Genomic DNA, 25351 nt, shown 5'->3' with positions numbered 1-25351 from the left:
GACCTTTCAGTTCTCGGATTTTGCTCGAATCTGGAGCAGCTACCCGACTATCTGATCAGCATGCCGTTAGGGCAAGTGTTTGTCGTCAGCGACGTACCACGAGGGACGCCAGCAGCTCCTCGGTCGCGGCGGCCACGCGGTCCACGGCCAACTCGAAAGCCTCCGTGTTGTGCGCGGCCGGCTGCCGGAACCCTGACACCTTGCGGACGTACTGCAGTGCTGCCGCGCGGGTGTCCTCCGGGGTCACGGTCTCCGTGTACGGGGGGCGCAAGGTCTTGATGCTTCTGCACATGCCTCCGACGCTACGCCCGGACGGGCACGCCCGGGAGGTCCGGGCGGGTCCGTCGAACCCGGCGCTCACCCCGCCGTCGGGGCCCGGCCGCCGGGACGTCCCCGGCGGCACCGGCGCGGCAGGGCCCGGCGCGGTGCGTCCCGGTACGCCGCGCTCCGGTGGAGGACGCCGCCGGGCGGTTCAGTGCACATCGGCGCCCAGCGGCTGGATCTGCCCCTCCACCATGGCCGCCAGCCCGCTGATCGCACTGAGGGAGGGCTGGTCCGCGATCTGCACGGGCATCCCCGTACCGGTGCGCAGCCGCTCGTCGAGCCCCGGCAGCAGGGCGCTGCCGCCCGCCAGCACCATGCCGCGGTCCGCGAGGTCCGCGACGAGGTCGGGCGGGCAGTTGTGCAGGACGGAGCGGATGGCGTCGGAGAGCCCGGTCAGCGGAGCCTGTATGGCCGCCCGCACGTCGTCGGGGTTGATACACACCGTCCGTGCCATGCCGGTGGCCACGTCCCGGCCCCACACCTCGGTCGCCGCCGTCGGATCGCCCCCGCCGGTGAGGGCCAGGTGCAGCGGGCGCACGGCCTGGCTCGGCAGGATCAGCTCGTGGTGGTTGCGCAGGTGCTGGATGACCGCGTGGTGGATGGTGTCACCGCCGAGCGGGACGGTCGTGGCGGAGACGATCGCCCCCAGCGACAGAACGGCGATCTGCGTGGTCGTGGCGCCGCAGACCAGGATCATCGTGGCCTCGGGCTGCTCGACGGGCAGCCCGCAGCCCACTCCGGCCGCCGTGGGCGTGTCCACCAGCTCGATCTGCTTGGCGCCTACCCCTGTCATCGTCTCGACCGCGGCGCTGCGCGCGAGCGGGTCCGCGTCGTGCGGGATGGTCACCGCCGCGCGCTGCATCGCGCCCCGGCGGCGCCACGCCCGGCGGACCGTCGTGCCGACGAGGGCGCGCAGCATCCGCTGGGCCATCTCGATGTCGATGACGGTGCCGTTGCAGACGGGCCGTACGACGCGGATGTGGCCGGGCGTCCGTCCGTCCATGCGTTCGGCCGCGGCGCCCACGGCGATCAGGGCGCCCGAGAAGGTGTTGACGGCGACGACGGACGGCTCGTCCACGACCAGTCCGGTCTGCTTGATGTGGACACGGGTGCGGGCGGAGCCGAGGTCGACGGCCACCGAGCAGCGGCGCAGTTGATCAAGGGGGTTGGTCACGGTGAATCCCATCCTTGCCGGTGCGTGGGAGAGGCCGGACCGCGCGCGCGTCGACCCTTCCTCAGCCTGCACTCGGCCCTCCCGCACCGCCCGCTGGGCTGGCCCGGCCGGGTGACGTGCCCGGCCGGGTCCGGTGGAGCCCCCTGCGGTGCTCAGGAAGAGGGGGCCGCGGGCGCCGGTACGGACGGGGACTGGCTGAACTGCGTCCGGTACAGCTGCTCGTAGCGTCCGCCGAGGGCCAGCAGCTCCTCGTGGGTCCCGCGTTCCACGATGCGGCCGCTCTCCAGCACGAGGATGAGATCAGCGGCCCGTACGGTCGACAGGCGGTGCGCGATCACGATCGATGTGCGGCCGGCGAGCGCTTCGCCCAGTGCCTCCTGCACCGCTGCCTCCGAGGTGGAGTCCAGATGGGCGGTGGCCTCGTCCAGGATCACGATCCGCGGCCTGGCCAGCAGCAGCCGTGCGATGGTCAGCCGCTGGCGTTCGCCGCCGGACAGGCGGTAGCCGCGTTCGCCGACGACCGTGTCCAGGCCGTCCGGCAGCGAGGCGACCAGATCCCGCAGACGGGCACGGCGCAGTGCCTCCCACACCTCCTCCTCGGTGGCGTCGGGGCGCGGCAGCAGCAGGTTGGCCCGGATGGTCTCGTGGAAGAGGTGGCCGTCCTGCGTGACGACGCCCAGGGTGCGGCGCAGCGAGGCGGCGTTCAGGTCGCGCACGTCGGTGCCGCCCACGCGCACGGTCCCGCTGTCGGTGTCGTAGAGCCGCGGGGCCAGGGACGCGATGGTCGACTTGCCCGCGCCGGAGGAACCCACGAGCGCGACCATGCGGCCGGGTTCGGCCCGGAAGGAGATGTCGTGCAGGACCTCCTCGCCGCCGCGGGCGTCCAGCGTGGCGACGTCCTCCAGCGAGGCCAGCGACACCTTCTCGGCCGCCGGATAGGAGAAGTGGACGCCGTCGAACTCGACGGAGACCGGGCCGTCCGCCACGGAGACCGCGTCCGGCTTCTCCTCGATGAGCGGCTTCAGGTCCAGGACCTCGAAGACCCGCTGGAAGCTGACCAGCGCGCTCATCACCTCCACACGGGCTCCGGCGAGGGAGGTCAGCGGCGCGTACAGGCGCGTGAGCAGCAGGGCGAGGGAGACGACGGCGCCCGCGTCGAGGCTGCCGCGCAGGGCGTAGCAGCCGCCGAGGCCGTAGACGAGAGCCAGGGCGAGGGACGAGACGAGGGTCAGCGACGTGATGAAGACGTGCTGCACCATGGCGGTGCGTACGCCGATGTCCCGCACACGGCCGGCCCGCCGGGCGAACTCGGCCGACTCCTCCCGCGGACGTCCGAACAGCTTGACGAGCGTGGCGCCGGGCGCGGAGAAGCGCTCCGTCATCTGGTTGCCCATGGCGGCGTTGTGGTCGGCCCGTTCGCGCTCCAGCCGGGCCAGCCGTGCGCCCATCCGCCGGGCCGGCACCACGAACAGCGGCAGCAGCACGAGCGCGAGCAGCGTGATCTGCCATGACAGGCGCATCATCACCGCCAGCGTCGCCAGCAGCGTCACGAGCTGGCTGACCACTTGGGAGAGCGTGTTGCTGAACGCGCGCTGCGCGCCGATGACGTCGTTGTTGAGACGGCTGACGAGGGCGCCGGTACGGGTGCGGGTGAAGAACGCCACGGGGAGCCGCTGCACGTGGTCGTAGACGGAGGTGCGCAGGTCGAAGATGAGGCCCTCGCCGATCACCGCCGAGAGCCGCCGGGTGAGGAGCCCTACGGCGGCCTCCGCCACGGCGATGGCCGCGATCACGCCCGCGAGCACGCCGACGGTGCGCGCCGGGGCGCCGTCCTCGATCGCGTTGACGACCTGGCCGGCGAGCAGCGGGGTGGCCACCGTCAGCAGTGCCAGGACGCTGCTGAAGACGAGGAAGGCGAGCAGCGCGCGCCGGTGGCCCCCGGCGAAGCGGGCGATGCGGAGCAGGACCGCGCGGGAGACGGGGCGTCTCTCCTGCTGTGCGAAGCGCGAGGAGTAGAGGGCGTGCCACGCTGTCGACTCCATGCTCATGGGCTCTCCTGAAGTGCCGGTACCGCGACGACGGTGTACCGGACGACCGTAGAAGTTGAAGCTCGATTCAAGTCAAGGAGACTGCCTCCGGCGCCGTTCCTTACGTGCGGAGGGCGGGCCCGCGCCCCTGGGGCGGGTGAGGGGAGACGGAATCCCGGGACTCCGGGTGAGGGCCGGACAGCAGTCCGCAACCCGCTTTGACCGGCTGTGATGGCGCGGCGACAGGGGGTCGTGCACGTGCATCGGCACATGCATAGGCACATGAACGAGGCTATGATCCAGGGCAGTTGAAGGACGACGGTGTCCGTACCGCGCACTGTGCGATCACCCCCCACCGCACCAGCCCGGGAGTACCAAGTGCCTCACCCGTACAACGGCATGGCCGCCAGGGACCTGGACGGGGCTGTGTGGCAGAAGAGCCGGCACAGCAACTCGCAGGGAACCTGTGTGGAGTTCGCCAAGCTTCCGGGCGGCGAGATAGCAGTACGCAACTCCCGCTTCCCGGACGGCCCGGCGCTCGTCTACACGCCCGCCGAGGTCGAGGCGATGCTTCTCGGGGTCAAGGACGGCGAGTTCGACCACCTCGTACAGGGCTGACACCGCGAGGACGGCAACAGGGCCGTCATGTATGACGCCGCCGGGGCGGCCGGGGGTTGAGCCGGAGCCGGAGCGATCCGGAGCCGGAAGGAATCGGGGCCGGAAGTCTTCGGGGTCGGAGCCGACTGAGCCGGGGTCGCAGGTGCGGGCAGCCGGATGCCACGGACCGTCAACGAGTCCGAGGGGGCGCGGATTCGAGGCCCGCGGCGCGGGCGTGCTCCGCGCCGCCGGTGCACTGGAGGGCCCGCGGCTGTCCGCGCTTGCCCGTTCTCGTGTCTACGCCGGCGCTATCCGGAAGAGCGCCCAGACGACCTTGCCGCGCATCATGCCCGTCAGCGGATGCCAGCCCCAGCCGTCGCTGAAGGATTCCACGAGGCACAGTCCGCGCCCCGACTCGGCGGTGAAGTCGACGAACTCGGTGCAGTTGTTGGCGGTCGTCTCGGGCGGCGCCCCGCTCGGGTCGCGTACGGCGCACACCAGCCGTGCCGCCCAGCGCATGAGATCGAGCCTCACCGGAGAGGTCAGCTCCGGTGTGGTGCCCCGTGGAGTGAGGCCGTGGCGCAGTGCGTTGGTCACCAGCTCCGAGACGACGAGGGCGACGGTGTCGAACTCGCCCTCGAGTCGCCAGCGTTGCAGGGTCTCGCGGGTGAAGTCCCGTGCGCTCTTCACTGCGTCGAAACGCGGCGGCAGCGCGCAGGTGGCAGACCCGGAGACGCTCGAGTGGCCGAGCTGCGGAAGCCCGCGCCACACGGGCTCCAGCACTGTCGATCCTTCGGTCCCCATGACGAGCCACTCCTGGCTATCGCGGCAGTGATGATCCTGTGTGGATCCGGTCGGCTTGCTGTCCCGATGGGTCTCGCTGTTCCTCGTTCGCCATACCCCGTGTGTCACAACTGTGCTGACAAGCAGCGCACTTGTGCGATCCCCATGGTTGCCAATGCCCAGAGCAGATGCAAGGGCAGATGCACGTGCACGCGAGACTTTCGATCGTGTGTAATCACCCGGGCACGCAACGAAGCGCATTGATGGCACACTTCCCTCAGGGCAGGGGTGAAGGGTTTCTCGAAATGGAGACACAACCGGCAATGGGTGCGAGTGGCGGCGCAATCGGGGCAAGTGGCTCGAGCGGGTCGATGGTGCGACGTATCCTGCTCGGTTCCCAGTTGCGCCGTCTCCGCGAGTCCCGCGGCGTGACGCGTGAAGCCGCCGGCTACTCGATCCGTGCCTCCGAATCGAAGATCAGCCGAATGGAACTGGGTCGAGTGAGCTTCAAAGCCCGTGACGTGGCCGACCTGCTCACGCTCTACGGGGTGCTCGACGAGGCCGAGCGCGAGCCGCTGCTCGGGCTGGCGAGGGATTCGAGCATAGCCGGGTGGTGGCACAACTACAGCGACGTGCTGCCGGGTTGGTTCCAGACGTACGTCGGCCTCGAAGGTTCTGCCTCGCACATCAACACCTACGAAGTGCAGTTCGTCCACGGCCTGTTGCAGACGGAGGAGTACGCGCACGCGGTCGTCACGGCGGGTCACCGGGAGCACATCGCCCGGGAGGAGATCGAGCGCCGCGTCGCCCTCCGGATCGAGCGTCAGAAACTCCTCATCGGAGAGAACGCCCCGCAATTCCTGTGCATTCTGGACGAGGCGGCGCTGCGCCGCCCATTCGGCAGTCACGCCATCATGGACGCCCAGCTCAGGCATCTCGCCGAGGTCTCCGAAGCGCCCAACGTGACCGTGCAGGTCGTCCCGTTCGAACTCGGCGGTCATCCCGCCGAGAGCGGCGCGTTCACACTGCTGCGCTTTCCGGAGTCGGATCTCAACGACGTCGTTTATCTCGAGCAGTTGACCAGTGCGCTCTACCTGGACAAGAAAGATGAAGTCGCCCACTATGACCAGGTGTTGGCCAGACTCGTGAAGGACAGCCTCTCACCTGCACGGACGCGGGATCATCTGAATCGAATCCGCCAAATCGGCTGAGTTGCAAGTACGATGACTGGCTATCAGTACGAGGTTGTGCTGTGCCGCGGCCCGGAGCAGTGGCATTGCTCGGCTTGTTTCTGCCCGACGAAGGAATGACATGTCCTACTTCACGGACCTGGCGCTTCAGTACATAGACGGCGAATGGCGCCCCGGAAGCGGCTCCTGGGACATCATCGACTTCGACCCCTTCAACGACGACAAGCTCACGTCGATCACGGTGGCCACGGCCGAGGAGATCGACACGGCTTACCGGGCAGCGGAACGTCATCAGCGCGCGTGGGCCGAGACCAGCCCGTACGCACGGCGTCAGGTCTTCGAGCGTGCGATCCGCATCATCGAGGACAACGAGCAGGAGATCACCGAGGCGCTGATCGCCGAAGTCGGCGGCACGCAGGTCAAGACGGCGATCGAGATCCACCAGACCAAGGAGTTCCTCCGGGAGTCGGTCCACCTCGCGCTGCGCGCGGAGGGCCGCATCCTCCCCTCGCCGATAGACGGCAAGGAGAACCGCGTCTACCGCGTCCCGGTGGGCGTCGTCGGCGTCGTCTCCCCGTTCCACTTCCCGTTCCTCCTGGCGATGAAGACGATTACGCCCGCGCTCGCGCTCGGTAACGGCGTCGTCCTCAAGCCGCACCAGCACTCTCCCGTCTGCGGCGGTTCGCTCGTCGCCAAGGTGCTGGAGGAGGCAGGGCTGCCTCCGGGCCTGCTGAACGTCGTGATCACCGACACCGCCGAGATCGGCGACGCCTTCATCTCGCACCCGGTGCCGAAGGTCATCGCCTTCACCGGCTCGGAGCCCGTCGGCCGGCAGGTCGCGACTGTCGCGGCCTCGCACTTCAAGCGGACCGTCCTGGAGCTGGGCGGCAACAGCGCCCTCATCGTCCTGGACGACGCGGACCTCGACTACGCGGTCGACGCCGCCGTCTTCAGCCGCTTCGTGCACCAGGGCCAGTCGTGCATGGCGGCGAACCGCATCATCGTCGACCGCAGCATCCTCGACGCCTTCGCCGAGAAGTTCGTGGCGAAGGCGCGCACCCTCACCGTCGGGGACCCGTCCGACCCGAAGACGCACATCGGCCCGCTCATCAACGCCGTGCAGGCGGAGAAGGTGGCGAACCTCATCGAGCGCAGCCTCTCGGAAGGCGCGACGGCTCTCCTCCGCGGCGCCAGGAACGGCAACGTCATCGCGCCGACGATCCTCACGGACCTGCCGGACAGCTCGCCGGCCCTGCGCGAGGAGATCCTCGGCCCCGTCGCCCTGGTGATCGCGGTCGACGGCGAGGACGAGGCCGTCCGGATCGCGAACGACACCCCGTACGGCCTCGGCGGCGCCGTGCACACGGGAGACGTCGAGCGCGGCCTGCGCCTCGCGCACCGGATCGACACGGGCATGGTGCACATCAACGACACCACCGTGGCCGACGAGCCGATAGTGCCGTTCGGCGGCGAGAAGAACTCGGGGCTCGGCAGGCTCAACGGCGAGCAGGCGGTCGACGCGTTCACCACCACCAAGTGGATCTCCATCCAGCACAGCCGCACCGGTTTCCCCTTCTGAGCCCCATGGCCGTCGGCCTTCGCGCTCTCCGGCCCCGTCGCCCGCTTTGAGGACACTCCCTGTCCGCAGGGCTTCATAGCGTGAGGTCATCGAGAGACGCCGGACCGGCGGCTCCTGGCGGAAGGCGATGACCATGCCCGTAGTGGTGAAGCCCGAGACACCCGGCGACGAGCGCGGAGCACTCCTGGCGTACCTGGACGCCCAGCGGGGCGGCGTCCGCCGTGCCCTGCACGGCCTGACCGAGGAGCAGGCCCGCAGCACCCCTTCGGCCAGCGAGCTGTCGCTGGCCGGGATCCTCAAGCACGTCGCCGTCGGCGAGCGCGGCTGGCTGCGCACGCTCCAGGCGGACGGTGAGGAGTACGACCACGCAGCGGCGATGGGGGAGTGGGAGGACAGCTTCAAGCCCGGCGAGGGCGAGACCGTCGAGGCGCTGCTCGCCCTGTACGCCCAGGTGGCGAAGGAGACGGAGGAAGCCGTACGGGCCCGGAAGTCACTCGACGAGACCTTCGACTCCCCCAAGGTCCCGTGGGACGAGGGCGGGAAGCGCTCCTGGCGGTGGGCGCTGCTGCACCTCATCGAGGAGACGGCACGCCACGCGGGCCACGCGGACGTCATCCGGGAGACCGTCGACGGCAAGGGGGCCTTCGACCTCGTCTTCGAGACGGGCGCGATGCCGGAACCGGACTGGGCGGCGTTCGAACAGGAGCACCTCAAGTGACCGCCGGTCGGTGACCGGCCGCCGCGTTTCCCGGGGGCCGGGGCGTCCCGACGGCGCCCCGGCCCGACCGCCGTACGGCCTCCACACCCGCCCGTCTAGGCTTGCGGCGGCGCAGACTGCTGCGGGCGACGAGCGGACGGCGGAGGCGAGGGGCGATGTCGGCGATCCGGCTGCTGGTGCTGGGCGCGGTGCGTCAACACGGGCGGGCCCACGGCTACATGGTCCGCAACGACCTGGAGTTCTGGGGCGCCCACGAGTGGTCCAACGCGAAGCCGGGATCGATCTACCACGCGCTCAAGCAGCTCGCCAAGCAGAACATGCTGCTGGCGCATGAGACGGCGCCGAGCACGGCAGGGGGGCCGCCGCGCACGGAGTACGAGCTGACGGACGACGGCGAGGCGGAGTTCATGAGGCTCCTGCGGCACGCGCTGACCGCCGTCGACGAGAAGCAGGACATGCTCACCTCCGGGGTCGGATTCCTCGTCGACCTGCCGCGCGAGGAAGCGATCGACCTCCTCCGGCAGCGGATCAGGGCGCTGGAGGAATGGCGCCGGGAGGTCGCCCAGCACTGGTCGCCCGACGAGAGCACCCCGGAGGAGTGGGGGCACATCGGCGAGATCATGAAGCTCTGGGTGCACAACGCCGACAGCGGTGCCCGGTGGGCGCGCGGCCTCGTGGAGCGCCTGGAGAACGGGGCGTACGTCATGGCGGGCGAGGGCGAGCGCGCCCGCAACGTCCTCCCGCCGGGCGCCCCGAACCCCTACGCGGAGAAGTAGCCGCGCCGGCCGGGCCGTCCGGCGCACCAACCCCCGCCGTACAGGTGGCAGTTCACGTCCGGCACGGCTTGCGGCGCCTCGTCCGTCCGCGACCGCCACCCCGGTGAACCGACGGCCGTGAGGAGGCGCCGCCACTGCGGGCCCCCGGTGTGTGTGCCGGTGCTCCGGGCCGGGCACCCTGACCGGGGCCTCGATCGGGAAGCGACCCTATGCTTCGGACCATCGGGTGACATACCGGAAAGCGCGTGAGGAGCAGGAGCGAAGTGGTCGGGGAGCCGAAGCGGAACGGCCGGTCGGCGGAGGACGGGGAGAGCACGGAGGAGACCAGGGTCCTGGCCGAGGACGCGCACAGCGCGTTCACGCCGCCGATGGGAGTGCCCCTTCCGCCGGTTCCGGAAGAGGAGCACACCACCTCTGAATTCGCCGTACCGGAAGGGCTGTTGACCTCTCCGCCCACCGAGCTGGGCAGCGCCTTCACCCCGCCGGAGGGCATCCCCAAGGTCTCCCTGATCAAGCCCGGCACCCCGTGGCAGGACCGGATGCGCACCATGATCCGGATGCCGCTGGCCGAACGCCCCGCCCCGGAGCGGGCCAGACGCCCCGAGGACGCCGAGTCGGGCCCCGCCGTCCCGCGCGTGCTCGACCTCACACTCCGCATCGGCGAGCTGCTGCTCGCGGGGGGCGAGGGCGCCGAGGACGTCGAGGCCGCGATGTTCGGGGTTGCACATGCCTACGGGCTCGACCGCTGTGAGCCCACCGTCACCTTCACCCTCATCTCGATCACCCATCAGCCGTCGCTGGTCGACGACCCGGTGACGGTCGGCCGTACCGTCCGCCGCCGCGGCACCGACTACACCCGGCTGGCGGCCGTCTTCCGGCTCGTCGACGACATCACCAAGGGCGAGGTCACCCTCGAGGAGGCCTACCGGCGCCTCGCTGCCATGCGCCGCAACAGGCACCCCTTCTCCAAGGGGGCGCTGACGGTCGCGAGCGGTTCCCTCTCGGGCGCCGCCTCCCTGCTGGTCGGCGGCGACGGGCTCGTCTTCGTGCTCGCGGCGCTCGGCGCGATGCTCGGCGACCGGCTCGCATGGCTGTGCGCGGGGCGCGGGCTGCCGGAGTTCTACCAGTTCACGGCCGCGGCGATGCCGCCCGCCGCGATGGGCGTCGCGGTCGCGCTCATAGACGACCAGAACGAGACCAAGCTGAAGGCCGCCGCCGTCATCACCGGCGGACTCTTCGCGCTGATTCCCGGACGTGCCCTCGTCGCCGCCGTGCACGACGGCCTGACCGGCTTCTACATCACCGCGGCGGCACGCCTGCTGGAGGTCGTCTACCTCATCGTGGGCATCGTGTGCGGGGTGCTCGTCGTCCTCTACGTCGGCTCCGAGCTGGGCGCGCAGCTCACCCCGGAGAGCGCGCACGGAAGAGTCCTGCCCGTGACGCAGCTCCTGTCGGCGATGCTGCTGGCGCTGTCGTTCTGCGTGCTCCTCCAGCAGGAACGTCACACCGTGCTGCTCGCCACCCTCAACGGCGGCGTCGCCTGGCTGATCTACGGGGCGCAGCGCATGGCCGACGTGAACGCCGTCCCGGCGACGGTCGTGGCGGCCGGACTGGTCGGTCTCTTCGGGCAGTTGATGTCCCGCTACCAGTTCGCCTCGTCGCTGCCGTACATCACGGCGGCCATCGGCCCGCTGCTGCCCGGAAGCGCGACGTACTTCGGGCTGCTCAACATCGCGCAGGGCCACATGGACGAGGGGTTCCTGAACCTCTCCCGCGCCGCGGCGCTCGCGCTGGCCATCGCGATCGGGGTGAACCTGGGGGGCGAACTGGCCCGGCTGTTCATCAAGAGCCCCGGCGTGGAGACGCCCCTGCCGGGCCGCCGCGCGGCCAAGCGGACGCGCGGTTTCTGAGCCTCGCGTTACGGCCCCGCGCCGGGCCCAGAGCACCGTCCTCAAGGTTCCGCTTCGCACCCGTCGAGCCCCGTGGAAACGACGAAGGTGCGCCCCGCCCTGCGGGACGCACCCTTTCGCTTCCGCCCTGTCGCCGGGCGAACGTATCGATGCTTCAGTGGTCGCCGTGAGCCTCAAGGCGCTTGATCGACGCTTCGACCTCGGCTTCCGCTTCCGCGCGCCCGACCCAGTTCGCGCCCTCGACGGACTTGCCGGGCTCCAGGTCCTTGTAGACCTCGAAGAAGTGCTGGATCTCCAGCCTGTCGAACTCGCTCACGTGGTGGATGTCCCGCAGGTGCTCCATACGGGGATCGGACGCCGGGACGCACAGCAGCTTGTCGTCACCGCCGGCCTCGTCCGTCATCCGGAACATGCCGATGGCGCGGGACTTGATGATGCATCCGGGAAAGGTCGGCTCGTCCAGCAGCACGAGCGCGTCGAGGGGGTCCCCGTCCTCGCCGAGGGTGTGGTCGACGAAGCCGTAGTCGGCGGGGTACACGGTCGAGGTGAAGAGGTGGCGGTCCAGCCGGATGCGCCCGGTCTCGTGATCCACCTCGTACTTGTTCCGCGAACCCTTCGGGATCTCGATGACGACGTCGAACTCCAAGGGAGGCTCCTCAATGATCAGCACATGTATCTGGTGATTAAGTGTCCCCCACGCACGTACACCGTCGCGAAAGGGGCTGATCGAGGTGCGTGACACCGCCGCGAAGGTGCGTGACACCGCGATCCGGGCGTACCGGGAGACCCGGGCCCGTGCCCGGCGGTACGGACGGCGGACCCGGCAGCACTGGCGGACCGCGACGCCGCAGAAGCGGCAGACCGCGCGAGTGGCGGCGGGGTCCGCCGCACTCGGACTCGCGGTCGCGGTCACGGCGGTGGCCGTGACCGGACCGTGGGACTCGGGTCAGCGTACGGCGGAGCGCTCCCGGGCCGCCGCCCGGGAAGGCCGAAGTGGCGGGAACCACACCGGTGAAGGCCCAGGCGGCGGGGGCTCGGCCCACGCCCCGAAGGTGCTCGCGGCCCTGAACCCGGAAGCGGCCGGAGGCGCCGGGGCCGGCTCGGGCGGCGGAGCGCCGCCCCCCAGCTCCGAAGCCCTCGCCGACGCGCTCGAACCGCTGGTTGAGGACGGCGGCCTGGGCAAGCGCCACGCCCTGTCCGTCGTCGACGCCGCCACCGGCAAGCGCCTCTACTCCGTCAAGCCGCGCACCACGCTCACGCCCGCCTCGACCGTCAAGCTGGCCACCGCGGCCGCGGCCCTCTCGGCACGCGGCGCCGACCACCGCATCGAGACGCGGTCGGTGCGCGGCGACGACCCGGACGAGGTGGTGCTGGTCGGCGGCGGCGACCCGACGCTCAGCGCCGCAGCCCTGAAGGAGCTGGCCCGCGCGACGGCCCGCGAACTGGGCGGAAAGGACGCCGGCAAGGTCTCGCTGAAGTACGACACCTCCCGCTACAGCGGACCGGTCGAGCACTCCATCGGCACGAACGACAACCTCGCCCCCGTGACGCCGCTCATGGTGGACGAAGGCCGTCTCGAGGGAACGTCCGACCGTCCCCTGCACGGCCCCGCCCCCCGCTCGTCCGATCCCGCGGCCGACGCGGCGGAGGCCTTCGCCGACGAGCTGGAGGAGCAGGGCGCCGACGTCGACGGCGACCCGAAGGAGGAGAAGGCCCCCCGCGACGCGGAGGAGCTGGCGGTGCACCGCTCCGCGCCCCTGTCGGCGCTGGTCGAGCGCATGCTCACCTACAGCGACAACGACATCGCCGAGGCGCTCGCCCGCCAGACGGCGCTCGCCTCGGGCAGGTCCGCCGGCTTCAAGAGCGCGGGGAAGGCCGTGCGCGCCCGTCTGGACAGGCTCGGCCTCCCCCTCGACGGAGCCCGCTTCGCCGACGGCAGCGGACTCTCACGCTCCGGCAAGGTGTCGCCGGCCCTCCTCACCGGCCTGCTCGCCCGCGCGGCGGACTCCCGTCACGCCGATCTGCGCCCCGTCCTCACGGGCCTGCCGGTGGCGCGCTTCACCGGCACGCTCGGCGACAGGTACTCCGGCGACTCGGGCAAGGCGGGCGCGGGACTGGTACGGGCGAAGACGGGAACCCTGACCGGCGTGAACGCGCTGGCCGGCAGCGTCGTCGACGCCGACGGCAGGCAGCTGCTCTTCGCCTTCATGGCCTCCGGGACCAAGGACGGCAAGGCCGCCCAGAAGACCCTGGACGAGCTCGCGTCGGCCCTCGCCAACTGCGGCTGCCGGGAATCGCCCTCCGCGGGCTGAACCGTGCCCCGGGTCTGAGCGTCCCCTGCGGTGGAGCCGCCGCTCCGGCGCAGCCTCCCGCGCGACGGCGGCGCAACGTACCGTGAAGTCATGACGAGCCTCGGTGGTGTGGAGATGGTCGACTGGAATCTCGCGGTCACGACGGCGACGCGGCTCGTGAGGCCGGGACCCGAAGTGACCCGCGAGGACGCACGGGCCGTGGTGAGCGAGCTGCGTCGCCACGCGAAGGCTTCGGAGGAGCACGTCCGGGGCTTCACCCGCATGCAGCCGGAGGGCGCCGGGGAGTCGGACACCCCCGTGCTCGTCGTCGACCGGCCCGGCTGGGTCCGCGCCAACGTCGCCGGCTTCAGGGAGCTCCTGTCGCCGCTGCTGGCCAAGATGCAGGAGCGGCGGAGCAGCGGCCCCGGCGGCGCGGTGCTCGGCGCGGTCGGCGGCAAGGTGACGGGCGTCGAGGTCGGCATGCTGCTGTCGTTCCTCGCGTCCAGGGTGCTCGGCCAGTACGAGACGTTCGCCCCCGTCACGCGTGACCTGCCCGGCGGGCCCGACGGGGGCGGCCGGCTGCTGCTCGTCGCGCCCAACATCGTGCACGTGGAGCGCGAACTGGAGGTCGACCCGCACGACTTCCGGCTCTGGGTGTGCCTCCACGAGGAGACGCACCGCACCCAGTTCGCCGCGGTGCCCTGGCTCCGCGACCACATCCAGGGCGAGATCCAGGCGTTCCTCGGCGAGGCCGACATGGACCTGCCCGCGCTGCTGGAGCGCGTGCGCGAGGCCGTGCAGTCGCTGGCCGGGGGCCGTACGCCGGAGACGGACGAGGAGAACGGCTCCGGCACGGACCGCGGCAGCATCGTCGAACTGGTGCAGACGCCCGCGCAGCGCGAGATCCTCGGTCGTCTCACCGCGGTGATGTCCCTGCTGGAGGGGCATGCGGACTACGTCATGGACGGCGTCGGCCCCGAGGTCGTGCCGAGCGTCGCCGAGATCCGGGAGAAGTTCCAGAAGCGCCGTGCCAGCGGTGCGGGCCGCCTGGACCAGGCCCTGCGCAAGCTCCTCGGCCTCGACGCGAAGCTGCGGCAGTACCGCGAGGGGGAGCGCTTCGTACGAGCCGTCGTCGAGGACCTGGGCATGGACGGCTTCAACCGGGTGTGGACCTCGCCCAACACCCTTCCGACGAAGGCGGAGATCGGCAGGCCCGCCGACTGGATCGCGCGCATGCGCTCCTGAGACCGGGGATGCCGCGGGGCCGCCGGGGGCGGACGGCCCCGTTCGAGGGAACGGCCGCTTACTCGGGGAGCGGCCCGGCGACGTCCGGAAGCTTCGCCAATCACTCGTCCGAGGGACCGGAAACGACGGGACCGCGTGCGATGCTCTGGGAACCCCTCCATCTCTGTCACCATCGACACACTCAGCGTGACAAGACCTCTTCGAGGAAGTGAATCGGACATGGGTCCCCATCCCGCGGTTGCTGCAATACGCCTGGCGGTTCGCCGCGCACTTCACGACGTACTCAGCGAACAAGCTGCTCTCCGCGAAAAGGCCGGCGACACAACGAATCCCCCCGGGCCTCCGCTCGTGCTCGTCGCCTGCTCCGGCGGCGCCGACTCGATGGCCCTCGCCTCCGCCCTCGCCTTCGAAGCCCCGCGCCTCGGCCTCCGCGCCGGCGGCGTCACCGTCGACCACGGCCTGCAGGCCGGCTCGGCGGACCGCGCGCGGGAGGTCACCGAACGACTCACCGCTCTCCGACTCGAGCCCGTCGAATCCATCGCCGTCACCATCGGACGTACGAACACCGGTCCCGAAGCCGCCGCACGCGACGCGCGTTACGCCGCCCTCGACGAGGCCGCCGACCGTTGCGGTGCCGCAGCCGTGCTGCTCGGGCACACCCGGGACGACCAGGCCGAGACCGTTCTCCTCGGGCTCGCCCGCGGTTCCGGGACGCGCTCGCTCTCCGGCATGGCCGAGGTCACGGGCCCCAACGACCGGTACCGCCGCCCCTTCCTCACCATCGACCGCCAGACCACCCGCAGGGCCTGCCTCGCGCAGTCGCTCCCGGTCTGGGACGACCCCCACAACGACGACCCCGCCTACACCCGTTCCCGCGTGCGCCACGAAGCGCTGCCCATGCTGGAGAAGGCTCTCGGCAAGGGCGTGGTCGAGGCGCTCGCCCGTACCGCCCGCCTCTCCCGCGACGATGCGGACGCCCTGGACAGCTGGGCTCTGCAGGCCGAGCGCACCGTACGCACGGACGTGCCCGGCACCGACGGCTGGGACGGCGTGGAGCTGGACACGGCCCGGCTCTACGCGCTGCCCTCCGCCGTCCGCCGCCGCGTACTGCGCCGCGCAGCCATCGCGGCCGGTGCGCCGGCCGGTTCGCTCTTCGCCCGCCACCTCGAGGAAGTCGACCGGTTGATCACGGCCTGGCGGGGCCAGCGCCCCATCAATCTGCCAGGGCGTGTCGAAGCCGGAAGGCAGGGTGGCAGACTGGTCCTTCGGCATGGCTCACCGACCCCGCCGGCACCGACCGGCTGACCGTCCCTCCGGGGGCGGCCGCCGGCCGGCGGCAGGGTGGGCCGAGACCTCGACCGAGAGCGGCACGGGTGGACGAGAAAGACATGGGCACCGACCTGAAGTCGGTCCTCATCACCAAGGAACAGATCGACGCGAAGCTCACCGAGCTGGCCGCTGAGATCGACGCGGAGTACGCGGGCAGGGAACTCCTCCTCGTCGGGGTCCTCAAGGGCGCCGTGATGGTCATGGCGGACCTGGCCCGCGCCGTATCGACCCCGGCCACCATGGACTGGATGGCGGTCTCCTCGTACGGAGCCGGCACGCAGTCCTCCGGCGTGGTGCGCATCCTGAAAGACCTCGACACCGACATCAAGGGCAAGCACGTCCTGATCGTCGAGGACATCATCGACTCCGGGCTGACGCTCTCGTGGCTGCTGTCCAACCTCGGCTCGCGCGAGCCCGCCTCTCTGAACGTCTGTACGCTGCTGCGGAAGCCCGACGCGGCGAAGGTGGACATCGACGTGAAGTGGGCCGGCTTCGACATCCCCAACGAGTTCGTCGTGGGCTACGGCCTCGACTACGCGGAGAAGTACCGGAACCTTCCGTTCGTCGGCACTCTCGCGCCGCACGTCTACGGCGGCTGAGCACGCAAGGAAGGGCGCGACCTGCGGACCCGACGGGAACCATGCCGGGCCGCGCTCCGTTGGAGGAGCCAGGACGGTTCTTGTTTGGCCGTCCTCGGCGGCACCCTGAGACAATGCTGAGGTACCGTCCGAAGGTCAGCGTTTTCAACTCACTGTGGCAGGAGGGACGGGGCGCACGCGCTCCGTATGGATGGACGTGAAGCGATACTTCCGCGGGCCGGTCATGTGGATCGTGCTGGCCGTCCTCGCCGTGGTCGTGTTGATGCAGGTCGTCGGTTCGTCCGGCGGCTTCAAGACGGTGGACACGGGACAGGTAGTCCAGGCGATCGACCAGGACAAGGTGAAGTCCGCCGAGCTCACGACCGGCGATGAGCAGATCGTGAAGCTCGAGCTCAAGGACGGCGCCAAGGTCGAGGACAGCGACAAGATCAAGGCGAGCTACATCGACAACCAAGGTGTCGACCTCGCCAAGAAACTCCAGAGCAAGTACGAGCAGAGGGAAATCCCCAAGGGCTACACGGTGGCGCCGCAGCAGCAGAACCCGTTCGTCGGGATGCTGCTCTCGTTCCTGCCGTTCGTGCTCATCATCGTCGTCTTCCTGTTCCTGATGAATCAGATGCAGGGCGGCGGCTCCCGGGTGATGAACTTCGGCAAGTCGAAGGCCAAGCTGATCACCAAGGACACCCCCAAGACGACGTTCACCGACGTCGCGGGGGCGGACGAGGCGTGCGAGGAGCTCCAGGAGATCAAGGAGTTCCTGCAGGAGCCCGCCAAGTTCCAGGCGGTGGGAGCCAAGATCCCGAAGGGCGTGCTGCTCTACGGCCCGCCCGGCACCGGCAAGACGCTGCTCGCCCGCGCGGTCGCGGGTGAGGCGGGGGTCCCGTTCTACTCGATCTCCGGTTCCGACTTCGTCGAGATGTTCGTCGGTGTGGGCGCCTCCCGGGTGCGTGACCTCTTCGAGCAGGCCAAGGCCAACGCCCCGGCGATCGTGTTCGTCGACGAGATCGACGCCGTCGGCCGCCACCGCGGCGCCGGCATGGGCGGCGGTCACGACGAGCGCGAGCAGACGTTGAACCAGCTGCTCGTCGAGATGGACGGGTTCGACGTCAAGGGCGGCGTCATCCTCATCGCGGCCACCAACCGGCCGGACATCCTCGACCCGGCGCTGCTGCGCCCGGGCCGGTTCGACAGGCAGATCGCGGTCGACCGTCCGGACATGCAGGGCAGGCACGAGATCCTCAAGGTCCACCAGAAGGGCAAGCCCATGGCTCCCGACGTGGACCTGGGTGCCGTCGCCCGCCGTACGCCCGGATTCACGGGCGCCGACCTCAGCAACGTGCTGAACGAGGCCGCGCTGCTCACCGCGCGCAGCGACAGCAAGCTGATCGACAACAAGTTCCTGGACGAGGCGATCGACCGCGTCGTGGCCGGGCCGCAGAAGCGGACCCGGATCATGAGCGACAAGGAGAAGAAGATCACCGCGTACCACGAGGGCGGACACGCCCTGGTGGCGGCGGCCTCGCCCAACTCCGATCCGGTCCACAAGATCACGATCCTCTCCAGAGGCCGTGCCCTCGGTTACACGATGGTGCTGCCGGACGAGGACAAGTACTCGACGACGCGGAACGAGATGCTCGATCAGCTCGCCTACATGCTGGGCGGGCGTGCGGCCGAGGAGCTCGTCTTCCACGACCCGACGACGGGTGCGGCGAACGACATCGAGAAGGCGACCGCGACGGCCCGCGCCATGGTCACGCAGTACGGCATGACCGAGCGGCTCGGCGCGATCAAGTTCGGCTCCGACCAGTCCGAGCCCTTCCTGGGCAAGGAGATGGGCCACCAGCGTGACTACTCCGAGGAGGTCGCCGGGCTGGTGGACGAGGAGGTCAAGAGCCTGATCGAGACGGCGCACAACGAAGCCTGGGAAATCCTGGTGGAGAACCGCGACGTCCTCGACAACCTCGTGCTCGCGCTGCTGGAGAAGGAGACGCTCGGCAAGGAGGAGATCGCCGAGGTCTTCGCCCCCGTGGTGAAGCGCCCGAGCCGTCCCGCGTGGACCGGTTCGTCGAGGCGGACGCCGTCCACGCGGCCTCCGGTCTCGTCGCCGGCGCTCGCGAACGGTGCGACGCCGAGCCTCGAGAAGGGCGGCAAGGAGATCGGGCCTCGTGACTCGGACGCCATCGTCGAGCCGGTGGACCCCACGGAGAACTGACCGGTCTGTGTGTGACGGCCCACATCGGGCCGTGGAATGTCAGCCGCGCCCCCCGGGTTGTCCGACCTGAGGGGCGCGGCTCATTGCTGTACCAGTACCAGGAGCGAGGCGACAGATGACCGACCCGGTGATGCTCGGTGAAGAGGACCAGAGCGCGGCAGGTGTCTTCGACGAGAAGAGGGCACAGGACGCCGTGCGCGAGCTCCTGCTGGCGGTCGGGGAGGACCCGGAGCGTGAGGGGCTGAGGGAGACGCCCGCCCGGGTGGCGCGCGCCTACAGGGAGCTCTTCGCCGGTCTTCACCAGCGTCCGGAGGACGTGCTGACGACGACGTTCGACCTGGGGCACGACGAGATGGTCCTGGTGAAGGACATCGAGGTGTTCAGCACGTGCGAACACCATCTCGTGCCGTTCCACGGTGTCGCCCACGTCGGCTACATCCCGTCCGTCGACGGCAAGATAACGGGGCTGTCGAAGCTGGCCCGGCTCGTGGACGTCTACGCGCGCCGTCCGCAGGTGCAGGAGCGGCTGACCACGCAGATAGCGGAGTCGCTGATGCGGATACTCGAACCGCGCGGCGTGATCGTCGTGCTGGAGTGCGAGCACATGTGCATGTCGATGCGCGGCATACGCAAGCCCGGTGCGAAGACCGTCACTTCGGCCGTACGCGGGCAGCTGCGGGACGCGGCGACCCGCTCCGAGGCGATGAGCCTGATCCTGCGCTGACCCCCGGCCGCGGGCCGGACGGGGGGCGCCGCGCTCCGGCTGCCGGAACTCCGGCTGCCGGGAAGAGGCACCGGCCCCGTCGTGGGCCTGCGGGTTCCGCTCAGGCGCCGGCGTCAGGCGGCTGTGGCGGCCGGGGGGTTGTCGTCATCGTCGTCGGGGAGGCGGCAGACCCGCTCCAGGAAGACCGCGGCAGCGACGACGGCGACGCCCGCCAGAACGGCCAGACCGGCGTACACCGTCTGGTCCTGGCGCGCGGGGGCCTCCGAGCTGTCCATCAGGAGGAAGACCCCCACCCCGCCGTAGATGCCGGCGACCAGTGCCGCGACGAGCGCGCTGGCGTGGCCGAAGAGCACGGCCCTCGCGGCCATCATCGGGTCGACGCCCTTGGCGCCCGGCACCCTCTCCCGCTGGGCCTTGAGCCTGGAGCGCAGCGACAGGGCGGTGGCCAGCAGCACCGTCGCGATGACGGCGAGAACGATCGGCGAGGCGGAGGGGACGCCGGGCAGGGTGCCCAGCGAGTTCCACAGGCGCGACGCCGCCCAGGCCAGTACCCCGGCGACGACGAAGACGCCCGCCAGGACAGGGATACGCAGTTCCTTCACGGGGTTCCCAACGACTACTCGGGCAGGCTGAGTTCCAGGTCCGTGCGCGGTGCGACGCCCTCGTTCCCCAGCCCGGCCAGGAGTTCGGCGACAGCGCCGCGGCCCGGTACCTCGGCACCCGGGTCGACGTCGTGCCACGGCACGAGGACGAAGGCACGCTCGTGCACGCGGGGGTGGGGCAGGGTCAGCCTGGGGTCGTCCGAGACGACGCCCTGGTAGGCGACGATGTCGACGTCGATCGTCCGCGGTCCCCAGCGCTCGTCGCGTACGCGCTCCAGCGCCTCTTCGATGGCGTGACCGCGTTCCAGCAGCGAGCCGGGCGGGAGGGTCGTGCGTACGAGGACCACGGCGTTGAAGTACGACGACTGGCTGCCGGGTTCCACGCCCCACGGCTCCGTCTCGTAGACGGGGGAGACCGCCTTGACGGCGAGCCCCGGGGTGTCGGCGAGCGCGTCGACGGCGCTCTGCAGGCGCTCCAGGCGGTTGCCGACGTTGCTGCCGAGCGCGATGACCGCCTGCTGCGGGTTCTGGAGAGTGGTGTCTGCCGCGTCGACCTGGTGCACGACGGAGGCCGGCACCGGCTGTACGGTCGGGTCACTGTTCGGCGTCATGCGCGGCTCCGCTTGATAGTGATGGTCACGTCGTCGAAGGGCACGGTGATCGGTGCGTCCGGCTTGTGCACGATCACCTCGGCTTCCTGCACCGGTTCGTGTGCGAGGCAGACGTCGGCGATCCGCTGGGCGAGCGTCTCGATCAGGTCGACGGGGTCTCCCTCGACGACGGAGACGATCTCCTCGGCGAGTACGCCGTAATGCACGGTTCTGGTCAGGTCGTCGGCTTCGGCGGCCGGCCGGGTGTCCAGGCTCAGCTCGACGTCCACGACGAAGATCTGACCCTCCTCCCGTTCCCTTTCGAGGACTCCGTGATGCCCGCGGACCCGAAGGCCGCGCAGCGAGACCCGGTCCACGCGAATCCCTCCCGTCTGCGTCCTGGCCGTGCCCTGACGCGTCTGGCGCCGTCACGGCTCGAACATCCTGCTGATTTCCGCCTCGAATGTACCCGCGAGCCACGACTGCGCCGACCCGGGGCGGGTGCCTACCCGACAGCGTCGCGTGTCACGCGCTGATTCCGCCCTGGTGACGCGAATGAGTGGCACTGCCCACATCCGGGGTGACGCGAACGCAGTGCGGACGGCCGGAAGCGCCCGGGACCCGGACCCGGCTCCGTCCCCGGCAGCGGGTCAGAGGTGGACGTCCCCGTCGTCGAGCCCGTCCTCGTCGTCCTCGTCCTCGCGCTCGACGAGGACGGGGGAGCCGTGATGCGACCAGACCTTCCACCGTCCGTCGTCCGTGCGGCGGAAGACGTTGGTGGCCACCACGAGGCCGCCGACCAGCGGGCCCGCGGAGCCGTCCTCCTCGGCGGGACCGCCGCTGAGGATGTTCTCCGTGCAGCTGACGAGCGCGGTGTCGCCGTGGACCGACACGTCCACATCGGTGAGGAAGAACTGCACGTAGTCGGTGTTGGCCATGATGAGCGCGTAGGAGCGCAGCACCTCTTCACGGCCGGTGAGGGTGGGCCAGCCCGGGTGGACGACGCTGACTCCGTCGTCCATCCACAGGTTGGTCAGGGCGTCGAGGTCGGCGTGCTCCACCGCGTCGTACAGGGCGGTGTTGGCGGCCTCGACCGCCTCGATGTCGGTGCTCGCCCCGTGGCTCACCGGGCCCGCCCCGCGCGTGCGCCGGTGCCGGCCGCCTGACCGGGGCCGGCTCGCCCCGGCGCTGCGGTGCCGCCGTCCGCGGCTTCCTCGACGGCGCGGGCGACGCGGACCGCGTCGGCGCTGGCCCGTACCTCGTGGACCCGTACCGCCCAGGCGCCCTCGCGGGCGGCGAGGGCCGAGACCGCGGCTGTCGCCGCGTCGCGTTCGCGAGCGGGTGGGACAGCCGTGTCGTCCGGGCCCGCCAGCACGTGTCCCAGGAACCGTTTGCGCGAGGCGGCCACCAGCAGGGGGTGCCCCAACTCGGCGCGCAGCCGGGCCAGTTCGGCGACGAGGCGCAGGTCGTGCTGGGCCTGCTTGGCGAAACCCAGGCCGGGGTCGGCGATGATGCGCTCCGGCGCGATGCCGCCGTCGACGGCCTGCCGGAGGCTCGTCCGCAGCTCACCGACGACCTCGGACGTCACGTCGTCGTAGACGGCCCGGTTGTTCATGTCGATGGACTGGCCGCGCCAGTGCATGACCACGAACGGCACCCGCGCCTCCGCGACCAGCGGCACCATCCGCGGGTCTGCGAGGCCGCCGCTGACGTCGTTGACCATCACGGCACCCGCCTCGACGGCGGCCTCCGCGACGGACGCGCGCATGGTGTCGACGCTCACGAGGACGTCCTCCGAGACCAGGCCGCGGACGACGGGCAGCACCCGGCGCAGCTCCTCGCTCTCGTCCACGCGGGGCGCCCCGGGCCGGGTGGACTCGCCGCCGACGTCGACCAGGTCGGCGCCCTCGGCGACGAGGTCGAGGCCGCGCTTGACGGCGATCTCGCTGTCGAACCACTTGCCGCCGTCGGAGAAGGAGTCGGGGGTGACGTTGACCACCCCCATCACCGCACAGCGGTTCCACTCGGGAAGTCCGGTTACGTGGCCACGCGAGGGGTTCATGTCTCCAGCGTAGGCGGATCGTCCTTCGCGGGGCGGACCGGCGGCAGAAGGGGCAGTCCGGCCGCACGCCACGCCTGGAAGCCGCCGTCGAGGTCCGTCGCCCGGTGCAGACCCAGTTCGCGGAGCGACCGGGCGGCCAGGCTGGACGCGTAGCCCTCGTTGCACAGTACGACGATCCGCAGCTCGGAGCCCGTCGCCTCGGGTGAGCGGTGCGGGCACGTGGGGTCGAGCCGCCACTCCAGCTCGTTGCGTTCGACGACCAGGGCGCCGGGGACGGTGCCGTCGCGGTCCCTCAGAGCGGCGTAGCGGATGTCCACCAGCAGGGCGCCCTCCCGTTGGGCGTCTGCCGCCTCCTGCGGGGTGAGTCGCCCGTCGAGGGTGGAGCGGGCCGACTCCAGCAAGGCGTCGATGCGGCTGGGCGGCTGCTCCACGGCGGGACCGGCGGGCTGCCCGTGGCCGGCGGGCTCCGGACGCGTCATTCCCACTCCCCCGGGCGCTCGACCTGCTCCAGGCGCAGCAGTGCTCCCGTGCGGCTGTAACGGCGCATCAGCGGCAGCGGCGGGTAGTAGGCGTGCACGGAGACGGCGTGCGTCCCGTCCGACTCGTTGAGCACCTGATGCACGTGGTGCGGGCCGAATGCGCGGCCGCTGCCCGCGGACAGCCGGCGTTCGCGGTCCACGCCGTCGGCGAGCTCCAGCGTCTTCCAGCCCTCCGTGGGGATGCGGGCGGCGAGAGAGTCCTCCGTCAGTTCCCCCCTGGCTGTGGCGAAGGCACCCCGTGAGCCGCCGTGGTCGTGCCAGCCGGTGCCCGTACCGGGAGGCCAGCCGATGATCCATGCCTCGCTGCCGCCGGGGCCGTTGAGGCGGAGCCAGGTGCGGCCGTCGGGGTCGAGGGGGAGGGAGGCGACGAGCTGCTCGTCGGCGGCGGTGGCCCGTACGAAGTCGAGGAGTTCGGCTTCGCTGGGCGCCGCGGCGGGTGCCGTCGTCGTGGGGCCGCGGTCCGGTCCGGCGGCTCCGGGCGCGGGCTGCGGACCGGAGGCGGGCAGAGGGGACGCGGGTGCGGGAGACGCAGATGACACGGGAACCGTCCTGGCGGGTGATCGGTGTGCGGCGCCCGGCGGGCGCGCGATGGCAGGAAGCGATCAGCAGGACGGACGACACAGGCAGCCCACGTAGCGGAGCAGGTCCAGGTGGACCCTCCGCCAGGGATGCAGCTCGGTGCCGTTCATGCGCTGGAGTGAAGCACGGCGGCCACCCGCGGTCAACCGGCGGCCCGGCTCTGTGACCAGGCCGACCGACCCGGCCGGCCCGTGCCGCGGCCCCTACAGGGCATGACGGGGGCGGCGGCCGGGCCGGGTGCTCAGGCGTCCGCCACCGTCTCCAGCTCGACTTCGCCCCTGCTCACGTCCCGTTCGTCCGCGTCGATCGAACGGCGCAGCGCCTCGTGCAAGCGGCTGGGGGTCAGGACGCCGACGAAGCGGTCCGCTTCGTCGAGCACCGCGATCCAGCCCGCGTCGTGCTGGAGCATGCTGCTGAACGCCTGCTTCAGGGGCGCGCCGAGGGGGAGCCAGGCCTCCATGCGGCGGGCGTGGTCGGCGACGGTCACGGGAGCCGCGGTCTCGTCCTGCGCCGTGGCGCCCTCCGCCCCGTCCCCACCAGTGGCTCCCGCCGCCTCCGCGGAGAGCCAGCCGTGCAGTTCGTCCGCATCGTCGAGGACCACGGCCCAGCGTGCGCCGTCGGCGCGCATACGGGCACGGGCCTTGTCGAGCGGGTCGTCGAGGTGCACGACCGGCGGGGCCTCCAGGTCGCCGCGCTCGATCGGGGTGACGGAGAGCCGCTTGAGCCCGCGGTCGGCCCCGACGAAGTCCGCCACGTACGGAGTGGCGGGGGCGCCGAGCACCTTCGCCGGGGGGTCGAACTGCTCGATGCGGCCGTCGCCGTAGACGGCGATGCGGTCGCCGAGGCGCACGGCCTCCTCGATGTCGTGGGTGACGAAGAGGACGGTCTTGTGGAGCGTCGACTGCAGCTTCAGGAACTCGGTCTGCAGGTGCTCCCGCACGACGGGGTCGACCGCGCCGAACGGCTCGTCCATCAGCAGCACCGGCGGGTCGGCGGCGAGAGCGCGGGCCACCCCGACCCTCTGCCGCTGCCCGCCGCTGAGCTGGTCCGGGTACCGGTCGCCGTAGCGGGCGGGGTCGAGACCGACGAGTTGCAGCAGCTCGGCCGCCCGTTCGCGGCGTTCGGCCTTCGACCAGCCCAGCAGGTAGGGGACCGTCGCGGTGTTCTCGAGGACGGTCTTGTGCGGGAAGAGGCCGACCTGCTGGATGACGTAACCGATGCGGCGCCGCAGTTCGACGGGGTCGACGGCGGAGATGTCCTCGCCGTCGAGGAGGATCCGCCCGGACGACGGCTCGATGAGGCGGTTGACCATCTTCATGGTGGTCGTCTTGCCGCAGCCGGACGGCCCGACGAGCGTGACCAGTTCGCCCTCCGCGACCTCGAGTGACAGGTCGTGCACGGCCGTGGTGCCGTCCGGATAGCGCTTTGTGACGTTCTCGAAGCGGATCATGGTCTCAATCTCGTCGCTCGTCGGCAGGACGGGGGCCGGTGCCGCTCGCCC

The 25351-nt window shown here is 70.9% G+C and carries 25 protein-coding genes; 12 read left to right on the top strand and 13 right to left on the bottom strand.

Features of this window, described 5'->3' with window-relative positions; all coding sequences use genetic code 11:
- Positions 1-85 precede the first annotated feature (85 nt).
- The 3 genes from IEY56_RS22375 to IEY56_RS22365 form a co-directional block, all read right to left on the bottom strand.
- Positions 86-292 carry a DUF2277 domain-containing protein gene (locus IEY56_RS22375; RefSeq protein ID WP_189039086.1) on the bottom strand — a complete coding sequence of 69 codons (207 nt, stop codon included), beginning with the start codon at positions 290-292 and terminating at the stop codon, positions 86-88.
- A 180-nt stretch (positions 293-472) separates the two neighbouring features.
- A complete protein-coding gene (locus IEY56_RS22370) occupies positions 473-1498 on the bottom strand; it encodes a rod shape-determining protein (protein WP_189039085.1) in 1026 nt (341 codons plus the stop codon).
- A gap of 152 nt (positions 1499-1650) precedes the next feature.
- Positions 1651-3546, bottom strand: coding sequence for an ABC transporter ATP-binding protein (locus IEY56_RS22365; RefSeq protein WP_189039084.1), 1896 nt, complete (start codon positions 3544-3546; stop codon positions 1651-1653).
- Positions 3547-3903: 357 nt separating this feature from the next.
- Here IEY56_RS22365 and IEY56_RS22360 point away from each other — a divergent pair, with 357 nt between their 5' ends.
- Entirely contained in the window at positions 3904-4143 is a 240-nt protein-coding gene (locus IEY56_RS22360; protein WP_045865925.1) for a DUF397 domain-containing protein, read from the top strand.
- Positions 4144-4419: 276 nt separating this feature from the next.
- On the opposite strand, the gene IEY56_RS22355 is transcribed toward IEY56_RS22360, so the two are convergent.
- The gene (locus IEY56_RS22355) at positions 4420-4926 is read right to left on the bottom strand and encodes an ATP-binding protein (protein ID WP_189039083.1); all 507 of its coding nucleotides are present in this window, start codon (positions 4924-4926) and stop codon (positions 4420-4422) included.
- 350 nt (positions 4927-5276) lie between these two features.
- Between IEY56_RS22355 and IEY56_RS22350 the strand changes: the two genes are divergently transcribed.
- The 5 genes from IEY56_RS22350 (at position 5277) to IEY56_RS22330 (ending at position 11078) form a co-directional block, all read left to right on the top strand.
- A complete protein-coding gene (locus IEY56_RS22350) occupies positions 5277-6116 on the top strand; it encodes a Sco1979 family transcriptional regulator (RefSeq protein ID WP_229712112.1) in 840 nt (279 codons plus the stop codon).
- A gap of 100 nt (positions 6117-6216) precedes the next feature.
- Positions 6217-7674: an aldehyde dehydrogenase family protein gene (locus IEY56_RS22345; protein ID WP_189039081.1), complete on the top strand. Its 1458-nt coding sequence runs from the start codon at positions 6217-6219 to the stop codon at positions 7672-7674.
- 133 nt (positions 7675-7807) lie between these two features.
- Complete coding sequence (locus tag IEY56_RS22340; RefSeq protein ID WP_189039157.1) at positions 7808-8392, top strand: DinB family protein; 585 nt, start codon at positions 7808-7810, stop codon at positions 8390-8392.
- A gap of 155 nt (positions 8393-8547) precedes the next feature.
- Positions 8548-9168 carry a helix-turn-helix transcriptional regulator gene (locus IEY56_RS22335; RefSeq protein ID WP_189039080.1) on the top strand — a complete coding sequence of 207 codons (621 nt, stop codon included), beginning with the start codon at positions 8548-8550 and terminating at the stop codon, positions 9166-9168.
- Between the two features lie 263 nt (positions 9169-9431).
- Positions 9432-11078, top strand: a complete 1647-nt coding sequence (locus IEY56_RS22330) for a threonine/serine exporter family protein (protein WP_373292162.1) — start codon at positions 9432-9434, stop codon at positions 11076-11078.
- A 154-nt stretch (positions 11079-11232) separates the two neighbouring features.
- Here the strand turns inward: IEY56_RS22330 and IEY56_RS22325 are convergent, their stop codons facing one another.
- The gene (locus IEY56_RS22325; RefSeq protein WP_028432807.1) at positions 11233-11724 is read right to left on the bottom strand and encodes an inorganic diphosphatase; all 492 of its coding nucleotides are present in this window, start codon (positions 11722-11724) and stop codon (positions 11233-11235) included.
- Positions 11725-11809: 85 nt separating this feature from the next.
- On the opposite strand from IEY56_RS22325, the gene dacB reads away from it, so the two are divergent.
- The 6 genes from dacB to folE all read left to right on the top strand — a co-directional run bounded on the left by dacB (position 11810) and on the right by folE (position 19478).
- On the top strand, positions 11810-13390 hold the full coding sequence (gene dacB, locus IEY56_RS22320; protein WP_189039079.1) for a D-alanyl-D-alanine carboxypeptidase/D-alanyl-D-alanine endopeptidase: 1581 nt from the start codon (positions 11810-11812) through the stop codon (positions 13388-13390).
- A gap of 90 nt (positions 13391-13480) precedes the next feature.
- Entirely contained in the window at positions 13481-14614 is a 1134-nt protein-coding gene (locus IEY56_RS22315; protein WP_189039078.1) for an Rv3626c family coenzyme F420 biosynthesis-associated protein, read from the top strand.
- A 219-nt stretch (positions 14615-14833) separates the two neighbouring features.
- Complete coding sequence (gene tilS, locus IEY56_RS22310) at positions 14834-15919, top strand: tRNA lysidine(34) synthetase TilS (RefSeq protein ID WP_189039077.1); 1086 nt, start codon at positions 14834-14836, stop codon at positions 15917-15919.
- Between the two features lie 83 nt (positions 15920-16002).
- Complete coding sequence (hpt, locus tag IEY56_RS22305; protein ID WP_045865917.1) at positions 16003-16542, top strand: hypoxanthine phosphoribosyltransferase; 540 nt, start codon at positions 16003-16005, stop codon at positions 16540-16542.
- Positions 16543-16732: 190 nt separating this feature from the next.
- Positions 16733-18754: an ATP-dependent zinc metalloprotease FtsH gene (ftsH, locus tag IEY56_RS22300; protein ID WP_189039076.1), complete on the top strand. Its 2022-nt coding sequence runs from the start codon at positions 16733-16735 to the stop codon at positions 18752-18754.
- Positions 18755-18869: 115 nt separating this feature from the next.
- Positions 18870-19478, top strand: coding sequence for a GTP cyclohydrolase I FolE (gene folE, locus IEY56_RS22295; protein WP_189039075.1), 609 nt, complete (start codon positions 18870-18872; stop codon positions 19476-19478).
- A gap of 113 nt (positions 19479-19591) precedes the next feature.
- Here folE and IEY56_RS22290 read toward each other — a convergent pair whose 3' ends face one another.
- The 8 genes from IEY56_RS22290 to IEY56_RS22255 all read right to left on the bottom strand — a co-directional run bounded on the left by IEY56_RS22290 (position 19592) and on the right by IEY56_RS22255 (position 25300).
- Positions 19592-20080, bottom strand: coding sequence for a DUF3180 domain-containing protein (locus IEY56_RS22290; RefSeq protein WP_189039074.1), 489 nt, complete (start codon positions 20078-20080; stop codon positions 19592-19594).
- A 14-nt stretch (positions 20081-20094) separates the two neighbouring features.
- A complete protein-coding gene (gene folK / locus IEY56_RS22285; RefSeq protein WP_189039073.1) occupies positions 20095-20691 on the bottom strand; it encodes a 2-amino-4-hydroxy-6-hydroxymethyldihydropteridine diphosphokinase in 597 nt (198 codons plus the stop codon).
- Positions 20688-21047: a dihydroneopterin aldolase gene (gene folB, locus IEY56_RS22280; protein WP_189039072.1), complete on the bottom strand. Its 360-nt coding sequence runs from the start codon at positions 21045-21047 to the stop codon at positions 20688-20690. Before folB ends, folK begins: the two co-directional genes overlap by 4 nt.
- Before the next feature lie 273 nt (positions 21048-21320).
- Positions 21321-21797 carry a nuclear transport factor 2 family protein gene (locus tag IEY56_RS22275; protein WP_189039071.1) on the bottom strand — a complete coding sequence of 159 codons (477 nt, stop codon included), beginning with the start codon at positions 21795-21797 and terminating at the stop codon, positions 21321-21323.
- Entirely contained in the window at positions 21794-22732 is a 939-nt protein-coding gene (gene folP / locus IEY56_RS22270; RefSeq protein WP_189039070.1) for a dihydropteroate synthase, read from the bottom strand. The genes IEY56_RS22275 and folP overlap by 4 nt, the downstream gene beginning before the upstream one ends.
- A complete protein-coding gene (locus tag IEY56_RS22265; protein WP_189039069.1) occupies positions 22729-23211 on the bottom strand; it encodes a rhodanese-like domain-containing protein in 483 nt (160 codons plus the stop codon). Before IEY56_RS22265 ends, folP begins: the two co-directional genes overlap by 4 nt.
- Positions 23208-23810: a cupin domain-containing protein gene (locus IEY56_RS22260; RefSeq protein ID WP_189039068.1), complete on the bottom strand. Its 603-nt coding sequence runs from the start codon at positions 23808-23810 to the stop codon at positions 23208-23210. The genes IEY56_RS22265 and IEY56_RS22260 overlap by 4 nt, the downstream gene beginning before the upstream one ends.
- A 281-nt stretch (positions 23811-24091) precedes the next feature.
- Positions 24092-25300 (bottom strand): ABC transporter ATP-binding protein, encoded by a 1209-nt coding sequence (locus IEY56_RS22255; RefSeq protein ID WP_189039067.1) that lies wholly within the window; start codon positions 25298-25300, stop codon positions 24092-24094.
- Between the last annotated feature and the right edge of the window lie 51 nt (positions 25301-25351).

The sequence above is a fragment of the Streptomyces daqingensis genome (assembly GCF_014645895.1).
GTDB classification, from domain to species: domain Bacteria; phylum Actinomycetota; class Actinomycetes; order Streptomycetales; family Streptomycetaceae; genus Streptomyces; species Streptomyces daqingensis.
This window is presented reverse-complemented; position numbering and strand designations above follow the sequence as displayed.